17 protein-coding genes and 1 pseudogene are annotated in these 19,880 nt (G+C 70.3%); 6 read left to right on the top strand and 12 right to left on the bottom strand.

The window, feature by feature from the left end; all coding sequences use genetic code 11:
* Positions 1–13 precede the first annotated feature (13 nt).
* The 6 genes from OWR29_RS13300 to OWR29_RS13275 form a co-directional block, all read right to left on the bottom strand.
* Positions 14–508 (bottom strand): phospholipase, encoded by a 495-nt coding sequence (locus OWR29_RS13300; RefSeq protein ID WP_267563036.1) that lies wholly within the window; start codon positions 506–508, stop codon positions 14–16.
* Between the two features lie 113 nt (positions 509–621).
* Positions 622–1,521 carry a serine hydrolase gene (locus tag OWR29_RS13295; protein WP_267563035.1) on the bottom strand — a complete coding sequence of 300 codons (900 nt, stop codon included), beginning with the start codon at positions 1,519–1,521 and terminating at the stop codon, positions 622–624.
* Between the two features lie 80 nt (positions 1,522–1,601).
* Positions 1,602–3,062, bottom strand: coding sequence for a glycosyltransferase family 2 protein (locus OWR29_RS13290; protein ID WP_267563034.1), 1,461 nt, complete (start codon positions 3,060–3,062; stop codon positions 1,602–1,604).
* A 33-nt stretch (positions 3,063–3,095) separates the two neighbouring features.
* A complete protein-coding gene (locus OWR29_RS13285) occupies positions 3,096–4,136 on the bottom strand; it encodes a HEAT repeat domain-containing protein (protein WP_267563033.1) in 1,041 nt (346 codons plus the stop codon).
* Positions 4,137–4,247: 111 nt separating this feature from the next.
* Positions 4,248–5,873, bottom strand: a complete 1,626-nt coding sequence (locus OWR29_RS13280; protein WP_267563032.1) for an ATP-binding protein — start codon at positions 5,871–5,873, stop codon at positions 4,248–4,250.
* An 84-nt stretch (positions 5,874–5,957) separates the two neighbouring features.
* Positions 5,958–6,332 (bottom strand): response regulator transcription factor, encoded by a 375-nt coding sequence (locus OWR29_RS13275; protein WP_267563031.1) that lies wholly within the window; start codon positions 6,330–6,332, stop codon positions 5,958–5,960.
* A gap of 201 nt (positions 6,333–6,533) precedes the next feature.
* Between OWR29_RS13275 and OWR29_RS13270 the strand changes: the two genes are divergently transcribed.
* Entirely contained in the window at positions 6,534–6,764 is a 231-nt protein-coding gene (locus OWR29_RS13270) for a hypothetical protein (protein ID WP_267563030.1), read from the top strand.
* Between the two features lie 343 nt (positions 6,765–7,107).
* Entirely contained in the window at positions 7,108–9,075 is a 1,968-nt protein-coding gene (locus OWR29_RS13265; RefSeq protein ID WP_438872587.1) for an anthranilate synthase family protein, read from the top strand.
* A 76-nt stretch (positions 9,076–9,151) separates the two neighbouring features.
* On the opposite strand, the gene OWR29_RS13260 is transcribed toward OWR29_RS13265, so the two are convergent.
* Positions 9,152–10,504, bottom strand: a complete 1,353-nt coding sequence (locus tag OWR29_RS13260) for an alpha/beta fold hydrolase (protein WP_267563028.1) — start codon at positions 10,502–10,504, stop codon at positions 9,152–9,154.
* A 109-nt stretch (positions 10,505–10,613) separates the two neighbouring features.
* On the opposite strand from OWR29_RS13260, the gene OWR29_RS13255 reads away from it, so the two are divergent.
* The gene (locus OWR29_RS13255; RefSeq protein ID WP_267563027.1) at positions 10,614–12,095 is read left to right on the top strand and encodes a sensor histidine kinase; all 1,482 of its coding nucleotides are present in this window, start codon (positions 10,614–10,616) and stop codon (positions 12,093–12,095) included.
* Positions 12,083–12,853 carry a response regulator gene (locus tag OWR29_RS13250; protein ID WP_438872586.1) on the top strand — a complete coding sequence of 257 codons (771 nt, stop codon included), beginning with the start codon at positions 12,083–12,085 and terminating at the stop codon, positions 12,851–12,853. The genes OWR29_RS13255 and OWR29_RS13250 overlap by 13 nt, the downstream gene beginning before the upstream one ends.
* Before the next feature lie 183 nt (positions 12,854–13,036).
* On the opposite strand, the gene OWR29_RS13245 is transcribed toward OWR29_RS13250, so the two are convergent.
* The 4 genes from OWR29_RS13245 to OWR29_RS13230 are packed head-to-tail and all read right to left on the bottom strand — an operon-like array spanning position 13,037 to position 17,315.
* A complete protein-coding gene (locus OWR29_RS13245; RefSeq protein ID WP_267563024.1) occupies positions 13,037–14,242 on the bottom strand; it encodes an ABC transporter ATP-binding protein in 1,206 nt (401 codons plus the stop codon).
* Between the two features lie 6 nt (positions 14,243–14,248).
* Positions 14,249–15,082, bottom strand: coding sequence for a carbohydrate ABC transporter permease (locus tag OWR29_RS13240; RefSeq protein WP_267563022.1), 834 nt, complete (start codon positions 15,080–15,082; stop codon positions 14,249–14,251).
* Positions 15,082–16,035, bottom strand: a complete 954-nt coding sequence (locus OWR29_RS13235) for a carbohydrate ABC transporter permease (protein WP_438872585.1) — start codon at positions 16,033–16,035, stop codon at positions 15,082–15,084. Before OWR29_RS13235 ends, OWR29_RS13240 begins: the two co-directional genes overlap by 1 nt.
* Entirely contained in the window at positions 16,032–17,315 is a 1,284-nt protein-coding gene (locus OWR29_RS13230; protein WP_267563021.1) for an ABC transporter substrate-binding protein, read from the bottom strand. The genes OWR29_RS13235 and OWR29_RS13230 overlap by 4 nt, the downstream gene beginning before the upstream one ends.
* Positions 17,316–17,498: 183 nt before the next feature.
* On the opposite strand from OWR29_RS13230, the gene OWR29_RS13225 reads away from it, so the two are divergent.
* Positions 17,499–17,771 carry a hypothetical protein gene (locus tag OWR29_RS13225; RefSeq protein WP_267563020.1) on the top strand — a complete coding sequence of 91 codons (273 nt, stop codon included), beginning with the start codon at positions 17,499–17,501 and terminating at the stop codon, positions 17,769–17,771.
* On the opposite strand, the gene OWR29_RS13220 is transcribed toward OWR29_RS13225, so the two are convergent.
* Positions 17,765–18,643: a TIGR03560 family F420-dependent LLM class oxidoreductase gene (locus tag OWR29_RS13220; protein WP_267563019.1), complete on the bottom strand. Its 879-nt coding sequence runs from the start codon at positions 18,641–18,643 to the stop codon at positions 17,765–17,767. The genes OWR29_RS13225 and OWR29_RS13220 overlap by 7 nt on opposite strands.
* Positions 18,644–18,862: 219 nt before the next feature.
* Here OWR29_RS13220 and OWR29_RS48275 point away from each other — a divergent pair.
* A pseudogene (locus tag OWR29_RS48275) lies at positions 18,863–19,819 on the top strand (GAF domain-containing protein); the annotation flags it as partial.
* Between the last annotated feature and the right edge of the window lie 61 nt (positions 19,820–19,880).

The raw sequence follows: 19,880 nt of genomic DNA, 5'->3' as shown, positions 1-19,880 counted from the left end.
AGTGAATACCGGGCTAGTTCTTCATGAGGGCGGCGGCCCGGTCGATGTCCGACTGCTTCACCGCGGCCAGCGACCCGAAGTTCTTCACGGCCTGGTAGTACACCCAGGCCAGGCTGTTGCAGGCGGCCCGCGAGACGGTTCCGTAGGTGGCACAGACCCGCTGCAGATCGGCGTAGAACGTGTTGTCGATCCGGGCCTTGTTGGCCGAGAAGGTCCCGATCGCCTTGTAGTTGCGGTAGCCGAAGTCGTGGTGCCAGCACGACAGGTCGAAATTGAAGCCGAGCGGGTTGTCCGGGCTCGACGAGCAGTAGTCGGTCGACCAGTCGAAGTTGTACGACGCCCACGGGGAACGGTTGGCGCGGGCGTCGTTCCAGGCGGCGGTGCTGGCAGCGGTCGGCTGCGTCCACCGGGCGAGGACGGTGGCCTTGGAGTCCGCGGCGTACGCGGAACTGGCCGGGAAGAGGACGGCGACGGCGAGGAGCAGAACGACGAGGATGCGTCGGGTCATGCCCGTAGATTCCGGTCACCCGGTGAACTAATCCATGCCGATCGATGAAATCCCCCGCCCGGCGGCTGAACTTACCGGCGAGTATTCCTTAACGATCCTTCATGTGCTTAAGGTCAGTATTTGAGGTGCTGCCGGGTCAGTTTGGCGATCTTCTCGACCAGGGCCACACCGTCGTCCATCGTCTGGTTGTTGTGCGACAGCACGGCCAGCGAGACGTTGACCTTGCCGTCGGGCGAGGTCACCCGGCCGATCGTGTTGATCGCCCACAGCCCGCCGTCGGCCGATCGCGTGTCCCAGCCGTTCTTCACCGTGGCGTTCTCGCCCGGCTTGGCCACCGCCGGCACTCCCCAGTCCTGGTCCTCGTTGACGGTGTTCATCAACGAGAAGGCGGTCTGGCGGGAGCCCTCGTCGAGCGGGCCCTTGCTGTCGACCAGCTTGTTGAGCAGCCGCACCTGGTCGGTGGCGGTGGTCTTGGTGAGGCCCCAGGCCCGGTTCACCGTCGTCTGGCTCAGGCCGAGGCGCTTGTTGCACTTCGTGATCGCGTTCTTGCCGCCGAGGTGCTGGAACAGCTCGGTGGTGGCGTCGTTGTCGCTGGCCTGGATCATCGGGGTGGCCAGGGCCATCTCGCCCTCGGTGGGCTCGCGGTCCTTGTCCTGCGCGGTCAGCAGCTCACACGCGAGGATCTGCGCCTTGACGATGCTGGCGGTGTCGAACTTCTCGGTTCCCTGGTACGCGTACGACTGACCGGTCTTCTTGTCGAGCACCGCCACCGAGAAGTCGGGGGTCTCGGCCGCGACCTGCTTGAGCGCCGCGTCGAGGGCCTTGGCCCGCTTCGCGCGCTCGATGCGGGCCAGTTCTTCGGCGCTCGGGCCGGCCGGTTTCGCGTTGCCGCCGCTGAGCGCCGCCGGCAGGACACCTTTGTCGTCGTCGGTCGCGCCGAGAACGATGAGTCCGCCACCGCCCAGGATCACGGCCGCCGCCACAGCAATGATGAGGTTTCGGGATCGCCGCACCGAAGCATAGTGCCGTCTCGATCGCGAAGACTCAAACCCTCGTACGCAGGGCCGCGACCCCGACACGGTCAGTGATCACATCAACCACCTTTGATGCCGACCGTCTCCACCTCGGTCGGCTCGTGCGTGTCGAAACCGGTGCGGTGCATCGTGCCCCACACCGCCGGCCGGCCGTGCCAGGCCGCGACCGCGCCCCACACCTGCCACGCGGCGAGCACCTGCCGGTACCCGAAGTTCTCGATCACCGCCGCCACCACGCCCCGCATCATGTCGCTCCACCGCGGGTACCGGTGGAACGAAACTTCCTCGATGAACAGGGCCACCAGGCTGACCAAAAGCCCATAGCCGTACGCGACCAAGGCGAAGCGCCAGGCGAAGGCTAGATCGATCGCGTCGGCCCACAAGCCGAGCGGCAGCAGGATGAGGGCGGCCAGCTCCACGAACGGCGCGAGCAATTCGAAGATCAGGTAGTACGGCAGCGCGACCAGCCCGATCCGGCCGTAGCGCGGGTTGAAGACCATGTGGCGGTGCTTGGTCAGGATCTCGGCGATGCCCCGGTGCCAGCGGCGGCGCTGCGAGCCGAGCACCTTCCACGTCGAGGGGGCCTCGCTCCAGCTGACCGGCTCGGCCACGAAGATCACGCGGTAGTCGTCGCCCCGGTCACGCAGGTAGTGGTGCAGGCGCACGACCAGTTCGGCGTCCTCGCCGATCGTGTCGTGGGCCATGCCGCCGATCTGCACCAGCAGGTCACGCCGGAACACGCCGAACGCGCCGCTGATCACGACCACGCCACCCAGCCGGGACCAGCCGGTGCGGCTCATCAGGAACGCCCGCAGATATTCGACCACCTGGACCCGTACGAGCCAGCTGCGCGGCATCCGCACGTCGACCACACGCCCCGCGACCACCTTGCAGCCGTTGGCGATCCGCACGACACCGCCGCACGCGGCCACCCGCAGCGGGTCGTCACCGAACGGCTTGGCCACGGAGAGAAGGGCGTCCGGGTCGAGCACGGAGTCGGCGTCGACCATGCAGACCAGCGGATGCCGGGCCAGGTTGATGCCCACGTTCAGGGCGTCGGCCTTGCCCCCGTTGGTCTTGCGAACGACGGTGAGCGCCCCCTTCTCACCCCGCGGCACATGAACGGAAAGCACGTGCGATTGATAGGGAACCTCGGCCGGCACCACCCGCGGCACCTCGACCAGGTCGAAGTGCTCCCGCAACTTCTCGAACGTGTCGTCCGAGGACCCGTCGTCCACCACCACGATCTCGAACCGCGGGTAGCGCAGAGCCGTCATGGCCTGCACGGCCGCGACGATGCCGGCCCCTTCGTTGTATGCCGGAACGATGACAGTGACGGGCAGGGTGACCGGGCTGCGGAACATGTCGTCGGCCCCCGCAAAGGCAGCCCGCCGCAAATGCTTGGCGAACTCCACCGAGGCCAGCACGATCATGATCAGGTAACTGCTGTTGAGCGCCACGAAGTACCCGAACACGGCATAGTCCGCGCCCCGCAACACCCCCAGCACGACTTCACGCACCGCCCCGCCCCCTTCGTCCCGACCCGCCTCGCGTCATTGGGCGCCGACCAGGTCCGGCTGGAGGAGGGCCAGGGCCTCGCGGCAGTGGTCGTTGTCGCGCTCCTTGAGGGCGGCTATGCCGGGCGGGCCGAGGCGGCGCAGGCTGTGGGCGGCCTCGTGGGCGATCTGGAACTCGCCGTCGTCGAGGTGCGCGGCGAGCGGCGGCACCGCGGCCGGCGCGCCCAGATCGCCGAGCGCGCGGGCGGCCGCGGCGCGCAGCGCGTCGGGATGCGGCGGGTCGAGCGAGTCGATCAACGGCTGCAGGGCGCCCCGCGCACCGAGCCGGCCGAGGTTAGTGGCGGCTGCGACGCGTACGTCAAGAATGTCGTCATCGGCGAGCACCCGCGCCATCCGGCTGACCGCGCCCGTCGCCCCGAGCAGGCCGAGCGCGTCGAGGCAGACCGCGCGGACGCGAGCCTGCGGATGATCGAGCGCCGCGGACAGCGTGACCTCGGCCCCCCGGCCCATCTGCACGAGCGCCTGGGTGGCGAGCAGGGACGGCACCGGGTCGCGCAGGTCGAGGCTGGCGATCATCCGCCAGGCCGCCTTGGCGTCCCCGATCCGCCCCAGGGCCCGCACGGCCACGACCCGCACCTCGTGGTCGCGGTCGGTGAGCAGCTCACAGATCTGCGGCACCGCCTCGCGCAGCTCGAGGTCTCCGAGCAGCTGAGCCGCCCGAGCCCGCCGCACAGCACTGCGAGCATGCAGGTCGGCCAGCGCGGCCCGAGCCGCCCCCCGATGCAGGAAGACGGAGACGAGCGCGGAGTGCGCGTCCCCGCGCAACTTCCCGAGCAGCCCGAGAGCCGCCGGCAGAGCGGCCCGCCAGGCGTCGTCCGGAATGGCGATCAGGTCCTCGCTGCCTTCCTCACCGTTCTCGGCCACGAAGGCCAGCAACGCCCGCCGCGGCCCGGCCGCCAGCGCGGCCCGCCGCTTCCCGCGAACCCGACGCCCCACCCGCACCACGATGATGCCGGCCGCGGTGCCCACCAGAACCCCCAGCAGAACGAGGATGGCGACCCCGAAAACCGCGAACACCGCCCACCTCCTCCACCACCGACAACGTGAGCAATATATCCGTTTTGCTCCACCCGGAGCCGCCGCTTCGCCGCTTGCCCCTCCACGCGAGCGAGTAGGCAGTGCACTCCTTTACTCCGGGCGGCCGGGGCCCTTTGTGTGGTCGGCGGGGTGCGCCTGCTCGGTCTCGTCGGCGTTGGTGGCGTCGGAGTGGGCGTTGCGTTCCGCGTGCCAGGGGTGGGCGGGGTCGGCGGTCTCGTCCTCCCAGTCCTGGTCCTCGGGGTCGGGCTCGTCGTCGTCCACGGGTGGGGTCTCGCGGGCGGTCAGGTCGGCCGGGAGCTCGATGGTGATGGTGGTGCCGGCGCCCTCGGCCGAGTCGATCTCGATGGTGCCGCTGTGGTTCTCGATGATGGTGCGGACGATGGACAGGCCCAGCCCCGTGCCGGGGATCGCCTGCTTGATCGCGTTGGTGGCCCGGAAGAAGCGGCCGAACAGCGCCTGCTGCTCCTCGACCGGGATGCCCATGCCCGTGTCGGCCACCACCAGCACGGCCTGGTCGCCGCGGCGCTCGGCGTGCACGGTCACCGTCCCGTCGGCGGGGGTGAATTTCACGGCGTTGGTCAGCAGGTTGTCGAGCACCCGGTCGAGTTGCGCGCTGTCCCCCCGTACGGGAAGGGGTCCTCGAACGTCCAGGTGCAGCGCTATCCCGCTTTTGGCGGCCACCGGCCCGGCGGTGATCAGCGCACGGTCGATGACCTTGGCGAAGTCGAGCGGGATGCGGTCGCTGCCGTAGCCGCCCGACTCGATCTTCGAGAGCGTCAGGATGTCCTCGACCAGGTCGCGCAGGCGCCGGGTGTTGCGCGAGATGACGTCGAGCATGCGCCGCTGCGGTTCCTTCAGGTCGCCCGGATCGCCGTCGCGCAAAAGCTCCAGATAGCCGGAGATGCTGGTCAGCGGCGTACGCAACTCGTGCGACACGGTCGACATGAAGTCCGTCTTGACGGTGTCGAGCGCCTGCAGCCGGTTGGTGACCTCTTCCTCGTGGCGGCGGATCTGCTCGCTCTGCTCGGCGGCCGCGTTGACCGCCTCGGCGAGCGCGCGGATCTCGGCCGGCCCGCTGGTGACGTCGGCCCGGGCGTTGAGCTCGCCCTCGCGTACGCGGCCCAGGGTTTCGACGACCGCGCCGAGGGGCCGGGTGAGGCGCCGGGTGGTGCGCACGGCCGTCACCGCGGCAGCCGCCGCGGCCGCTACGGTCAGCACCGCGACGAGCGCCATCGCGACGACTTGGAGCGCGTCGACCTGGCCGCGGAGGTCGGCCGAGCGGGCCTCGAGCGCCAGCCGCAGCTCGTCGTTGACGGTGACGAACGCCTGGAACAGGGCGCCGCCCCGCTCGGCGAAGTCGATCGCGGCCTCGCTGCGGGGCGCGGCGCGCCGCTGTTCCTCCGCGTTGACCCACCAGCCGTCGGCCCGGGCGATCTGCGTCGCGGCCGAGTCGGCGTGCTGGCCGCGGCTCAGCCGGCGCAGGTCGTCCTGCGCGACCGAGTAGTCGCTGCGCGCCAGGTAGTACGTGTCGAGCATCCGCTCGTCGCCGGTCAGCAGGTAGCCGCGCAACCCGCGCTGGGCGTCGGTGAGCACCGCACGCAGTCCGGCGTTCGCCAGCTGCAACGGTTGCACCTCGTCGGTGAGCTGCCGGACGACCCGGTGCTCGATCACCACGGCGGCCAGCTCGGCCGCGCCGGAGCCGACGATGAGCGCCACGACCACCGCGAAGGCCCTGCTCAGCAGCCTCCCGACGGATCCCTCACGTCGCATCGTCGCGGCGCGCGCCCGGCCGCCCGGCCCTCACGCCCGAGCCCGGCTCAGCAGGGCCTGGATGCGCGAGACCAGCTCCCGGGGGCTGAACGGTTTGGTCACGTAGTCGTCGGCGCCGGCGCTGAACCCGCCCTCGACGTCCTGTTCCTGCACCCGGGCGGTCAGCATGATGATCAGGATGCCGGCGGTGGCCGGTTCGGCCCGCAGCATCCGGCACACGTCGATGCCGGACAGCCCCGGCATCGAGACGTCGAGCACGGCCAGCGTGGGCTGCCGGCTGCGGGCCTGCTCGACCGCGGTCTGGCCGTCCTCGACGGCGATCACCTCGAAGCCCGCCTGCTCCAGTTTGAACGCCACGAGGTCGCGGATGTCGGCGTCGTCATCGGCGACCAGGACCACCGTCACGGCACTCTCCCTCGGTTGTCTGCGCAGTCGCTACTTATCGGGACAATATCCGGTTAGTCCGGGTTGTGAGGCCGCTCCGCGAATGCCGGGGCGCGCGCACGCGTGGCAACCGACGCGCACCCGCCACGCAGCAGACCTGCATCCACGCTCGGGTGTCCTGGAGTGCAGGCCCCACTTGCGCCGCCCGGCAGGAGGAATCCGATGAACACCGTCCTCGACTCCCTTCGCTCCGAAGCTCTCTTCGTCTCGACCTTGCAGAGTTCCCAGAGGCCCACCCCCGAGGTGATCCGCGAGGCCGTGACCGCCATGGTCGACCGCCTCGGCGAGGCCCGCTGCGCGGAACTGGTGGCCCAGGAGTTCGGCGAACACCCCGACTGCGCCCTGGGCCGCATGCGCTGGGCCAAGACCGCGGTCCGCTCCGCCTTCGCCTGACGCGACCCTCGGCCGGCCCGCCGCCGCGCGCGCCGGCCCGTTCGTGGGTCGCGCGGCGGCCACTGAACGACCCAGCCGACGGACACTCACCCGTCTCCCCGGCCGCCGCCGGCTGCTGAACGGCCCAGCCGGCGGACACTCACCCCGCCTCCTGGCCGGGGTCGGCCCGCTGACCGGCCCGGTCGGGGGAAATGTGGGACAGGGGTGGTGCGGGGTGGCGGGCGAGCCGTACGCTCGGCGCCATGCTGCACGCGCGAAGGAACTGGTGGCCCGCCTGACCGGCGGCCACTCCCCCCGCGCGTAGACAACCCACGCGGCCGCCTCCCCGAGGCGGCCGTTTTGCATGGTCAGGCCTCGGTCGGCGCCGCCGAGACCTGGAAGAGGACCCACCATGCAGCCTTTCGCCCTGCTCCACCGCGACGGCGCCGACCACGTCGAAGTACTCACCGGCGATGTCGTGACCGTCGCCTCGCTCGACGACATCCCGCTGCACCGGGGCCGCCCCACGCTGGCCGTGATCCCGTACCGGCAGATCACCGAGCGCGGCTTCGACTGCGTCGACGACCGAGCTCCGCTCGAATGTCTGGTCGTCCGCTCGTCGCGCCAGGAACCGCTCGACGTTTTCCCACCCGGGCCCCTCACCCTCGCCGGCGGCGGCTTCGACCTCTCCGACGACGAGTACGGCGCGATCGTCGAGGACGTGCTGCGCGACGAGATCGGCCACGGCGAGGGGGCCAACTTTGTCATCCACCGCGTCTTCACCGCCCAGGTCGACGGCAATCCGATCGCCGCCGCCCGGGCCGCCTTCGGCCGGCTGCTCGCGGCGGAACAGGGCACCTACTGGACGTTCCTCGTGCACACGGGCGCCCGCACGCTGGTCGGCGCCACGCCGGAACGGCACGTCAGCGTGGCCGACGGGATCACCATGATGAACCCGATCAGCGGCACCTTCCGCAACGGCTCGGGCCGCCTGCTCGACTTCCTGCGCGACCCGAAGGAGGTCGAGGAGCTCTACATGGTGCTCGACGAGGAGCTCAAGATGATGGCGACGGTGGCCGAGCACGGCGGCCAGGTCGCCGGGCCGTACCTGAAGCAGATGACCCACCTCACGCACACCGAGTATCTGCTGGCCGGGCGCGGCTCGCTCGACGTGCGCGACGTGCTGCGCGAGACCATGTTCGCCCCCACCGTGACCGGCAGCCCGATCGAGAACGCCTGCCGGGTGATCGCCCGGCACGAGCGCCGCGGCCGCGGCTACTACGCGGGCGTGCTGGCCCTGCTGGACCACGACGACGAGGGCCGGCAGACGCTGGACGCCCCGATCCTGATCCGGACGGCCGAGATCTCGCCCGAGGGTGAGCTGCGCGTGCCGGTGGGCGCGACGCTGGTACGCCACTCGACCGCGGCGGGCGAGGTCGCGGAGACGCACACCAAGGCGGCCGGCATCCTCACGGCGCTCGGGGCGGTGCCTTCGAAGCCCGCGCCTGCACGCACCGAGGCCGAATCGCCCGAGGTGCAGGCGGCCCTGGCCGCGCGCAACGACGGGCTGGCCCGCTTCTGGCTCGACTCGCGGGCACCGGGCGCGCTGACCGTTCCCCAGCTGGCCGGCCGCAGCGCCGTGATCGTCGACGCCGAGGACACCTTCACCGCGATGCTCGCTCACCAGCTGCGGGCGCTCGGCCTCACCGTCACCGTCGTCCCGTGGACTGTCCTGCTCCCGGCCGCGGCGCGGACGGAACCCGGCGCCGTGGCCGGACCGGTCGCCGATCCGGTCGAGGCGGCCCTCGCCCGGCTGCGGGCGGCCGACGTCGACCTGACCGGAGCCGACCTCGTAGTCGCCGGGCCGGGGCCCGGCGATCCCGAGGACGCGGAGGACCCCAAGATGGTGGCGATGCGCGGGCTGATCGCCGCTCGCCTCGCGGCCCGCCGGCCCCTGCTCGCCGTGTGCCTGGGCCATCAGATTCTGAGCGGGCTGCTCGGCCTGGCCCTGCACCGGCGGGACTCGCCGTACCAGGGCCTGGCGCGAGAGGTCGACCTCTTCGGCGAGCGGCGGCGGGTTGGCTTCTATTCGAGCTTCACCGCGATCGCACCGGCCGATCTCGCGGCCGGCGGCGGGCTCGACACCGCCTACGGCCGGGTCGAGATCGCCCGCGATCCGGCCGACTCCGCCGTGCACGCGCTGCGCGGACCCGGCTTCGCCGGCGTGCAGTTCCACCCGGAATCGGTGCTCAGCCGGGACGGTGTGGCCGTGCTCGCCGGCCTTCTGCCGAAATTGATGGCCGACGTGGTTAGCCCGGCCACGAACGGGTAGCGAAGAGGGTTGCCGGTGGTTCAAGGGGATCGAGAGCCTCCGCTTGGGCCACCGGCCCCGCCCGCCTCGCGGGCGGTCAGCCGGCCAGCGCATCGTCCAGCACCTCGACGAGTCGATCCGGCTGTTCGAAGAGCGCGGCATGGCCGGCGCCGGGCACGACGACCAGCTTCTTGCTGGGTGCCCGCAGTTGCGCGTACCAATCGTCGAAGACGACCCGAAGACCGCGCATTTCGTTGCCCCCCATGAGGAACCAAGCTGGCACCGGCAGGCTCGGCGCGTCACGGCGGAGGTCGATTCCCTGCATGCGGGGGTAGAGGACGCTCCAGGTGTCGAGGATCGCGTTCAGCACGTGGACCTTCTGGAGCAACGTGTACTCCCGGACGCCCAACCCGAAGCTCAACGGCTGCTGGCCGTACGCCTCAATCTCGTACGTCATGATCGGCTCGTAGCCCCAGACGTCGGGATAGGGCGGCGGGCCCTGCTCGGTCAGCTGCCGGACGACCTCGTCACGACCGGTAGACCGCGCCCAAGTCAGGATGTCGTCGTAGAAGATGCGGTCGCTCTCGGGCAGGTCGACGCCCTGGCCCGAACCGATGTAGGCGGCGAACTTCTCCGGATGCCGCCGCAGCGCCAGCACCGACAGGATCGAGCCGCCGGAGTGGCCGAGCAAATAGATCTTGTCTTGCCGGAAGCGCTCGCGCAGATAGTCGGCCACGTCGAGGATGTCCTCGACCATCCGGTCGACCGTGACGCGCGAGGCCGGATCGAGCGCCGGATAGGACGACCCGCCGCCGCGCCGGTCGAGCGTGGCCATGACGAAGCGCTGCTCGACGGCGGCCAGGTGGGTGCGGACGTTACCCAGCTCGGAGCCGCCGGGGGCGCCCGGAACGAAGAGCAGCACCGGCCGATCGGCCCGCTCGGCGCGGATCATGACGCCGAGGCGGCCCACCCGCGCCAGCTCGGCGACCCCGCCCGCGATCGGTGCGGTGCGGGCCGGAACGGCGATGGCGGCGGTGAGGAGCAGCAACCCGGCCGCGGGCAAGGCAACGAGCACCCGGCTCAGGCGGCGGTTGACGCCCCGGCCCACCGCGAGACCGATCAGAAGCGGCAGCAGGGTGAGCACCGCCTGCAGGCCCCGGCCGGTGACCAGCGCGATCACGCCGAACGGGCTGGCGTGGGGCGGGCCGGTGGAGGGGCCGGCCGTGCCGGTGCGCGCGATCTCGAGCGCCACGACGAAGAAGAGCGGAACGACCAGCCAGACCAGACGGGAGCGGCCGGAGCGGCCGGCGGCCCAGCCGAGGGCCGCGCTGACCGCGACCGAGACGAGCGCCTGAGTGATGGTGAGCGGGCCGCGCGGGGTGAGCCACCCCGCGACGGCACCCCAGGAAGCGGCGGCCAGACCCCAGAGAAGAGCGGGAAGCAAAGTCATGGCGATGAGAATCGACGCCCGGGCCGGAAAGCACAGCCGCCATCGGTCGGGGGTCGACCCAGTACTTTGGTAGGTCCTCAAGCGACTCGGTGGCTCGTAGGCTTCGTTCATGTCGTCGCTCGGATTCGCGTTGCTGGTTCCCGGTCCGCCGGGCAGCCGGCACGCGGTGCTGCGCGACCGTACGGCCGACGCCATCGCGGTGCTGATCGCGCTGGCCTACGGCGCGATCATGGTGCCGCTGGGCGATGCGACCTCGCCCCACGCGGCGGTGCCCTGGCCGGTTGACGTGGCGATCGGCCTGGCCGCCACGCCGGCCATGCTCCTGCGCCGGCGGTGGCCGCTCGGTGTCTGCGCAGCGCTGCTACCCCTCGGCGCGATCTCGGTGATGGCGACGGGCCCGATCCTGATGGCTCTGTTCACGGTCGCCGTCCGCCGGCGGGCCCTTCTCGTGATGGGCCTGGCCGCCGTCCACATCGGCACCGGCGTCGTCTACTACGCGCTGCAGCACGATCCGCCGTTCGACCTCTGGGTCGACCTGCTGCTGCGGTCGGTGACGGCGCTTGCGGCCGTCGGCTGGGGCCTGTTTCTGCAGGCCTATCGGCACCTCACATCCTCGCTGCGCGGCGAGGCGGCGAACGAACGCGCGCAGCAACAGCTCCGCATGGAACAGGCCCGGCTCACCGAACGCGCCCGCATCGCCCGCGAAATGCACGACGTGCTCGCCCACCGCATGTCGATGGTGAGCCTGCACGCCGGCGCCCTCGAGGTCCGCGCCGACGCCACACCCGATGAGATCGCCACCGCCGCCCGCACGATCCGCATCAGCGCCCATGAAGCCCTCGAAGAGCTGCGCTCGGTCATCGGCATCCTCCGCCAGCCCGACGCCGACACCCCCGGCCCGCCGCACACAAGCGGCCGCGCCGCCAGCGCCACAAACGCCCACGCCACCGCAAACGGCAACGCCACCGCGAACGGCAACGCTTCCACGAACGGCCACGCCACTGCGAACGGCAACGCCACCGCGAACGGCAACGCCACCGCGAGCGGCCACGCCATCGCGGGCGGCAACGCCGCCACGAACGGTGTCGCACGTCCCTCGGGTGGGGCTGTTGGAGCGGGCGATGATGAGGACTACGAGCCGGAGGTCGAGGGCATCCAGGAGCACTTGGAGCGTTTCCTCATCGAGCCGCCGCAACCGCTCTTCTCCGATCTGCCCGAGCTGCTGGACGGGGCGCGCACGGCCGGCATGAACATCGACTTCGCCTGGGTGGTGCCGCGGGCCTCGCCTTCGCAAGAGCTGGGCCGCACGGCCTACCGGGTGGTGCAAGAGGCGCTGACCAACGCGCGCAAGCACGCCCCGGGGGCCGACGTGCGGGTGATGCTCGACGGCGGGGGCGACCGCGACCTGCGGATCCTGGTCGACAACGCGCTGGGCGCCCGGCCCGGCGACGCGGCCGGCGAGACCCTGCCCGGCTCCGGCAGCGGCCTGGTCGGCGTGGGTGAGCGGGTGGCGCTGGTCGGCGGCCGAGTGGAGTACGGCGCCGCGGGCGACCGCTTCCGCCTCGAGGCGTGGCTGCCATGGCAGGAGTAGCACCGGACGATCCGACCAGCGCTGCAACGGGCGGCGCGACGGCAGATCTAGCGCCGGAAGATCGAGTGGCTGCGCGGGCCGAGGCTACGGGATCGGAGGCGGGGCGGCCGGTTCGGGTGGTGATCGTGGATGACGATCCGATGGTGCGCACGGGGCTGCGGTTCATGCTCGGCGGGTCGGTCGGCATCGAGGTGGTGGGTGAGGCGGCGGACGGGGCCGAGGCGATCGCGGCTGCTGACGCGCACTGGCCGGATGTGATGTTGATGGACGTGCGGATGCCGCGGATGGACGGGGTGGAGGCCACGCGGCGGATCCGGGCCCGGCCCCGGGCTCCTCAGGTGCTGATCCTGACGACGTTCCATGCGGACGAGTACGTGCTGCAGGCGATCCGGAACGGGGCCACCGGCTTTCTGCTCAAGGACACGCCGCCTGAGGAGCTGATCGCGGCCGTCCGGAAGGTGGCGGACGGGCAGAGCATCCTCTCGCCCCGGGTGATCGGGGCCGTCGTGAGCTTCGTCGCCGCCACGGGGGCCGGGTCGCGGCGGGCTCAGGCCCACGAGCAGCTCGGCAAGCTGACGGACCGCGAGCGGGAGGTCGCGATCGGGCTGGGGCACGGCTGGTCCAACGCCGAGATCGGGGACGCGCTGGGCATGGGCGTCTCGACGGTGAAGGGGCACGTGTCGCGGGTGCTGGGCAAGCTCGGCATGAACAACCGCTCGCAGGCCGCCGTGTTGGTGCACGACGCCGGCCTGGTGTGAACGGCCACGAACAGGGCGCGCCCCGGCTAGGAGGCCGAGCAAGAACAGAACACCCGGCAAGCAAGGCCGGGCGACAGCAGTGCGCCCAGCGAGGAGGCCGGGGAGAACAGAGCGCGCGGCGAGGATGGCCGGGCAAGAACAGGGCGCCCGGCGGGGAGGCCGGGCGCCCTGGGTGGGAGCGGGTCAGGCGGCGTTGACTCCCGCGGCCTGGCCCTCGTGGAGGGTGAGGTTGTGGCCGTCGCGGGGGTCGAAGAGGTGGATTTTGTCGAGGTTCATCCAGACCCGGGCGTCGGCGCCGTCGCGGACGCGGGACTCGGCTGACAGGCGCGTGACCAGGTTGTCCTGGGGTGGCAGGTCGGCTCCGCCGGCGTCGGCGGCCAGGTCTTCGAGGTCGGCGGCCACGGCGTGCTCGCCCTCGACCGTCAGGTAGACGTACTTGTCCGAGCCCATCGACTCGACCAGGTCGACCGGGGCCGTGAACTCGAAGCCCTTGGCCCGCTGGTGCTCCTCGATCAGCCGGGCGTCCTCGAAGTGCTCGGGCCGGATGCCCAGGATGACCTGCCGGGGAGCGTCCGCCCCGCTGAGCGCCCGCCGCACCCGGTCGCCCAGCGGCAGGTCGCCCAGCGGCGTCCGCAGCTTCGACTCCTCGACCGTGGCCGGCAGGAAGTTCATCGACGGCGAGCCGATGAACCCGGCCACGAACAGGTTGTGCGGGTTGTCGTACAGGGTCTGCGGGTCGCCCACCTGCTGGATGTAGCCGCCCCGCATCACCACGACCCGGTCGCCCAGCGTCATCGCCTCGGTCTGGTCGTGTGTCACGTAGACCGTCGTCGTGTTCAGCTGCTTCTGCAGGCGCGACACCTGCGTACGCATCTGGACCCGCAGTTTGGCGTCCAGGTTGGAGAGCGGCTCGTCCATCAGGAACGCCTTCGGCGAGCGGACGATCGCCCGGCCCATCGCCACCCGCTGCCGCTGCCCGCCGGACAGGTTGGCCGGCTTGCGGTTCAGGTACTCGGTCAGCTCCAGCACCTTCGCCGCCTCGGCCACCTTCTTGTCGATCTCGGCCTTGGGCATCTTGGCCAGCTTCAGCGGGAAGGCCATGTTCTCGCCCACCGTCATGTTCGGGTAGAGCGCGTACGACTGGAACACCATCGCGATGTCCCTGTCCTTGGGGGCTTTGTCGTTGACCCGCTCCCCGGCGATCCGCAGCTCGCCCGACGAGATGTCCTCGAGCCCGGCGATCATGTTGAGCGTCGTCGACTTCCCGCAGCCGGACGGCCCGACCAGGATGATGAACTCGCCGTCGGCGATCTCCAGGTCGATCTCGTGCACCGCGGTGGTCCCGTCCGGGTACTTCTTGGTCACCTTGTCCAGAACAATGTCAGCCATCGCTACCTAACCCTTCACGGCGCCGGAGGTGAGACCGGCGACGATGCGCCGCTGGAAGAACAGCACGAACAGGATGATCGGGATCGTGATCACCACGGCGGCCGCGGAGATCGCGCCGGTGGGGTCCTCGAACTGCGAGGCACCGGTGAAGAACGACAACGCCACCGGGACCGTGCGGGACTGCTCGGTCGAGGTCAGCGAGATGGCGAACAGGAAGTCGTTCCAGCAGAAGATGAAGACCAGGATCGCCGTGGTGAACACGCCGGGCGCGGCCAGCGGCGCGATCACCTTGCGGAAGGCCTCGCCCTGGGTGGCGCCGTCCATCTTGGCGGCCTTCTCCAGGTCCCACGGAATCTGCTTGAAGAAGGCCGACAAGGTGTAGATCGCCAGCGGCAGCGCGAACGTGATGTACGGCAGGATCAGCCCGAGCCAGGTGTCGAAGATCCCCAGGTTGCGCTCGATGTTGAACAGCGGCGACACCAGCGACACCTGCGGGAACATGGCGATCAGCAGGGAGACGCCGACGAGCGCCTTCTTGCCCGGGAAGTCGAGCCGGCTGATCGCGTACGCGGCCATGGTGCCCAGGACGACGGCGATCACGGTCGAGATGAGCGCGATGCCGATCGAGTTGACCAGGGCCCGTACGAACTGGTCGGTCTGGAAGATCAGTTTGTAGTTGTCCCAGGTCCATTCGCGCGGGATGAAGTTGCCGTCGGTGAGCGTCGCCGCCGTCTTGAACGACAGCGAGACGATCCACAGCACGGGGATCAGCGCGAACACGACGACGAGCGCGTCCAGCAGACCCCATTTGACCTTGGCGGAGGTGGTCTCGACGGCCATCAGCGCCTCCCATCGACGTCGTCGCTACCGGGGGCCGCCGTGCCGAACAGCTTCACGAAGATGAATGCGATGATCGCCACGGTGAGGAAGATGAGCACCGACATGGTCGAGCCGATGCCGAGGTTGAGGCCCTTCATCAGGTTGTTGTAGGCGATCATCGAGACCGAGGACGTCTCGTTGGCGCCGGCCGAGAGCACGTAGATGTTGTCGAAGATCCGGAAGGCGTCGAGCGTGCGGAACAGCAGCGCGACGAGGATGGCCGGCTTCATCACCGGCAGCATCACCTTGGTGAACCGCTGCCACCACGAGGCGCCGTCCATCGAGGCCGCCTTGAGCAGGTCGTCCGGCACGAGGGCGAGGCCCGCCATCAGCAGCAGGGCCATGAACGGCGTGGTCTTCCAGATCTCGGCGAAGATGATGATCGCGAGCGCGCTGGCCCGTTCGGTGAGGGGCGCGCCCTCCGGTGAGAACAGGTTGGCCAGATAGCCCGTGCCCGGCGTCCACGCGTACCGCCAGCTGAAGGCGGCGACCACGGTCACGATGCCGTACGGGATGAGGGCGCTGGTCCGCACCAGCCCGCGCCCGATGATGGTCCGGTGCATGATCAGCGCCAGCCCCATGCCGAGCACAAGCTCCACGGCGACCGAGATGACAGTGATCAGCATGGTGACGCCGAACGCCGTCCACCAGTAGTTGTTGGTCAGCACCGTGGCGTAGTTGGCCAGCCCGATGAACTCGCGGTTCTCGGGGAACTTGAGGTCGTAGCGCTGCAGCGACAGCCAGATCGAGTAGAGGATCGGGTACGCCGTCACCGCCACCATGACGAGCGCGGCGGGCGCGCAGAGCAGCCAGCCGAGCCGGCGTTCCTGCTTCTTGCCCTCGCTCAGCCCGGCGCGACGCGACGGGACCGCGGCCTCCGGGGAAGCGGCCTTCTGCCGGGAAACGACGGTCACGGCAGCACTCCCTTCGAGTCGATGGCGGCCTGGATCGAGTCGCGGAGCGAGTCAGCCGTCTGCTGCGGTTCGATCGACGCCGGTGGGGACAGCTCGGCCGACACCACGGTCGAGAGGTTCTGGTACGCCGGGGTCCGCGGCCGTGGCGCCGAGGTCTTCAGCTCCTCGAGCAGCACGTCCTTCATCGGGTAGGCCTCGGTCATCGACGGGTCGTTGTAGACCGACTCGATCGAGGGCGCCTGCCCCGACTTGGTGGCCAGGAACAGCTGGCTCTCCGGGCCGCGCAGGCACCGGATCGCCTCGAAGGCCAGGTCGGGGTGCTTGCTGTACGCGCTGACGGCCTGCTCGGAGCCGCCGATGGTCGTCTTGCTGGGCGTGTTGGCGTCGATCGCCGGGTAGCGGGCCCAGCCGACGTTCTTGGCCAGGTCGGGCGCCTCCTGCACCATCGAGGCCCACACGAACGGCCAGTTGAGCTGGAACGCGCCGCCGCCGGCCTGGAACGCGCGGCGGACGTCGTCCTCGACCGCGTTCGAGAAGGACGGGCTGGTCACGCCCGCAGTGGCGAAGGTCTTCAGGGTCTCCAGGCCCTTCAGCGCACCCTCGTCCATCACGGCCTTCTGGCCGCTCTCGTCGACCACGTGCCCGTCCGCGCTCGCGACCAGGCTGTTGTAGAGCACGACCAGGCCCTCGTACTGGGCCCCCATGGTCATCACCTGGTAGGTCTTGCCCTCGGCCTTGAGCTGCTGGGACATCTTGATCATTTCGTCCCAGGTCTTCGGCGGCGTCGGCACCAGGTCCTTGCGGTACCAGAGCAGCTGCACGTTGGTGTTGTTGGGCGCCGCGTACAGCTTGTCGTTGTACTGCGCGGAGGCGACCGCCGGTTCGAGCGTCTCGCTCTCCACCTCGTTCTTGAGGTCCCCGGTGATCTCCCGGATCCAGTTCGCGCTGGCGAACTCCTGGGTCCAGGTCACGTCCATGCCGAGGATGTCCATGCTGTCGTCCTTGGCGGCGAGCCGGCGGACCATCTGCACCCGCTGGTCGTCGGCCTGCCGCGGCAGCACCTGGTACGAGATCTTGTACTTACCCGCCGCCTCCTGGTTGCACCGGTCGACGACGCTCTGCATGTTCTCGACGGGTGAGTTGTAGAAGTTGAGGACGGGCACTCCCCCGTCGTCGGATCCGCAGGCTGCCATCGGCGCCGTCAGGGCTAGCGCGGCCCCCGCCGCGAGTGCCCGAGCACGCCGGGTGCGCCGTTGCGGATGCTGGTCCGTGATCGCCATTGACCCTCCATCCGGCCGGTAACACGTCAGTGATCTTGATCACTTGACGGCCAGTGGTTGTCCTGCCCCACACGGTGAAGTAACAAACCAGAAATGCATTCTTGTGATCCGCGGCCGCGCGGTCGTTTAGCGGCGTGACGCGGCTGGGTATCCGCGTCACGCCGATCACCACAGGGGGAGACGATGACCGCCGAGCCGCAGGTCACATTGGATCCGCGCACTCTCAATCCGGTCGAGGAGAAGCTGCGGGGCCCGCTCGAGGAGCAGTTGACCTCGGCGCTTCAGGCCGCGACGGAAAAGGTCCGGCACGCGTACGCCGGGGAAAGCGTCGAAGAGGTCACCCGGCAGCTGTTCGAGGGCGCCAAGGCGGGTCTGCACGCGGACATCGCCGCCGGCTTCCAGCCCGACCACGAGCAGCTACGTCGCGTGGCCGAGGCGGTCGTCGCCGGTCACTGAGCGACGAGCCCGCGGATCACATCCATCGCCTTCAGACGCTCGGCGCCCGTGCCGAGCAGGCCGTCCGGGACGATCAGCTCGTCGAGACCGATTTCCGCGTACGCGGTGACGTCCTCGGCGAGCTTTTCCGGTGATCCGCCGATGACCGGCGTGGTGCCCTCGGGCAGCGGACCGTCCACCACCACGAGCGCCTGTGCCGTGCGCGCGATCGCCGCCGGGTCCCGCCCTACGGCTGCGCAGTGCTCGTCCAGTACGGCTGACTTGTGCGCCACCAGGTCGGGCCGCCCCCAGCAGTTCCATTCGTCGGCGTGCTCGGCCACCACCCGCAGCATCCGCTTCTCGCCCTTGGCCCCGATCAGCAGTGGCATCGGCTGCCGCACCGGCTTGGGCTCGCAGACCGCGTCGGTGACCTGGTAGTACGTTCCGTCCACGGTGGTGCGCGGCTCGTTCAGCAGCCCGCGCAGCACTTGCAGCCCCTCGACGAACCGGTCGATGCGCGGCTTGATCGGGGGCAGCTCGATCCCGTATTGCTCATGCTCGTTGACCTGCCAGCCGGCCCCGACACCGAGCACGAACCGCCCGCCGCTGATCTGGTCGACGGTGGCCGCCATGTTGGCCAGCACGGCCGGGTGCCGATAGGTCATGCCGTAGACGAGCGTGCCGATCCGCACCCGCGGCACCGCCGCCGCCAGCGCCGCCACCACCGAGCCGCACTCGAGCACGGGCCACGTGTCGTCCTCCCCCGGCGCCGAGTTCGGCATGAAGTGGTCGGCGAACCAGACGCCGTCCCATCCCGTCCGCTCGGCGTGCCGGGACACCTCGAGCACGTCGGCAAAGCTCTGCCCGGCGCCGGGCCAGATCGAAAGTCGCATGACCTCACCCTGCCCGAGCTGCTACCGATTTGCACTCAACCGCACGCTCGCGATCTTTCAAGCGGGCCCGCCGGCAACCGAAGGATCCCTGAACGACGGCACCGTGCCGGTCGTCCGAGGGGAGCAGCGTTGTTCCGTAGCGGTAGACGCGCCGAGTCCGAGCGGATCAGCGCCGAGCTGTCCGAGTCCAAGGCCGACGTGGCCGCCATCACCGCGATCATGCGGTCGATGGAGAGCGCCACGTCGCCCGAGCAGGCCATCGGCAGCGCGCTTGACCAGGTGCGAAGTCTGTTCGGCTGGGCCTACGGCTCGTACTGGCAGCTCGACCCGGCCGGCAAGGTGCTCCGCTTCGCCCAGGAGAGCGGCACGGTCAACGAGGAGTTCCGGCGGGTCACCCTGGAGGCCTCGTTCGCCCCGGGCGTGGGCCTGTCCGGGCGCACCTGGCGCAGCCGCGACCTGGTCTTCGTCGGCAACATAGCCGACGTCACCGACTGCGTGCGGGCGCCGGTCGCGGCCCGCGCCGGTGTCCGCAGCGGCGTCTGCTTCCCGCTCGTCGAGGACGACAAGGTCGTCGGCACGATGGACTTCTTCGCCACCGAGGAGCTGCACCCGTCCGAGGGCCGGCTCGCCGTGCTGCGGGCGGTCGGCCAGCTGGTCTCGGGCGCGCTGGCCCGCCTGCACGAGGCGGTCCGCCAGGAGAAGGCGGCCCAGGACGTGCACGCCGTCTCCACCGTGATCCGCGAGCTGACCCAGGCCACCAGCCGCGACCAGGCCCTGCGGTCGGCGCTGGAGACCATCCGCCAGGACTTCGACTGGCAGTACGGCTCGTTCTGGCTGCTCGACGAGACCGGCTCCGAGCTGCGCTTCTCGCTCGAGTCGGGCGACGCCGGGGCCGAGTTCCGCCGGGTCACGATGTCGGCCTCCTTCGCCAAAGGCGTCGGGCTGTCGGGCCGGGCCTGGGCCCGCGACGATCTGGTCTTCGTCGAAGATCTGGGCGAACTGACCGATTGCGTACGCCGTCCGGCCGCACAGGCGGCCGGGGTCAAGTCCGGCGTGTGCCTGCCGATCAAGGTCGGCGGCCAGTTCATCGGCACCATGGACTTCTTCGCGACCCGGACGCTGATCATGTACCCGGGCCGCGAGGCCGCCCTGCGCAACACGGCCTACCTGGTCGGGCAGGCGCTCGAGCGGTTCGTCTCGACCGAGCACCTGCACACCGCCGGCCGTACGCTGCTCG

The sequence above is a fragment of the Paractinoplanes pyxinae genome (genome assembly GCF_026626335.1).
GTDB classification, from domain to species: domain Bacteria; phylum Actinomycetota; class Actinomycetes; order Mycobacteriales; family Micromonosporaceae; genus Actinoplanes; species Actinoplanes pyxinae.
Note: the sequence above shows the minus strand (reverse complement) of the source record. Positions and strands in the feature narration are given on the sequence as shown.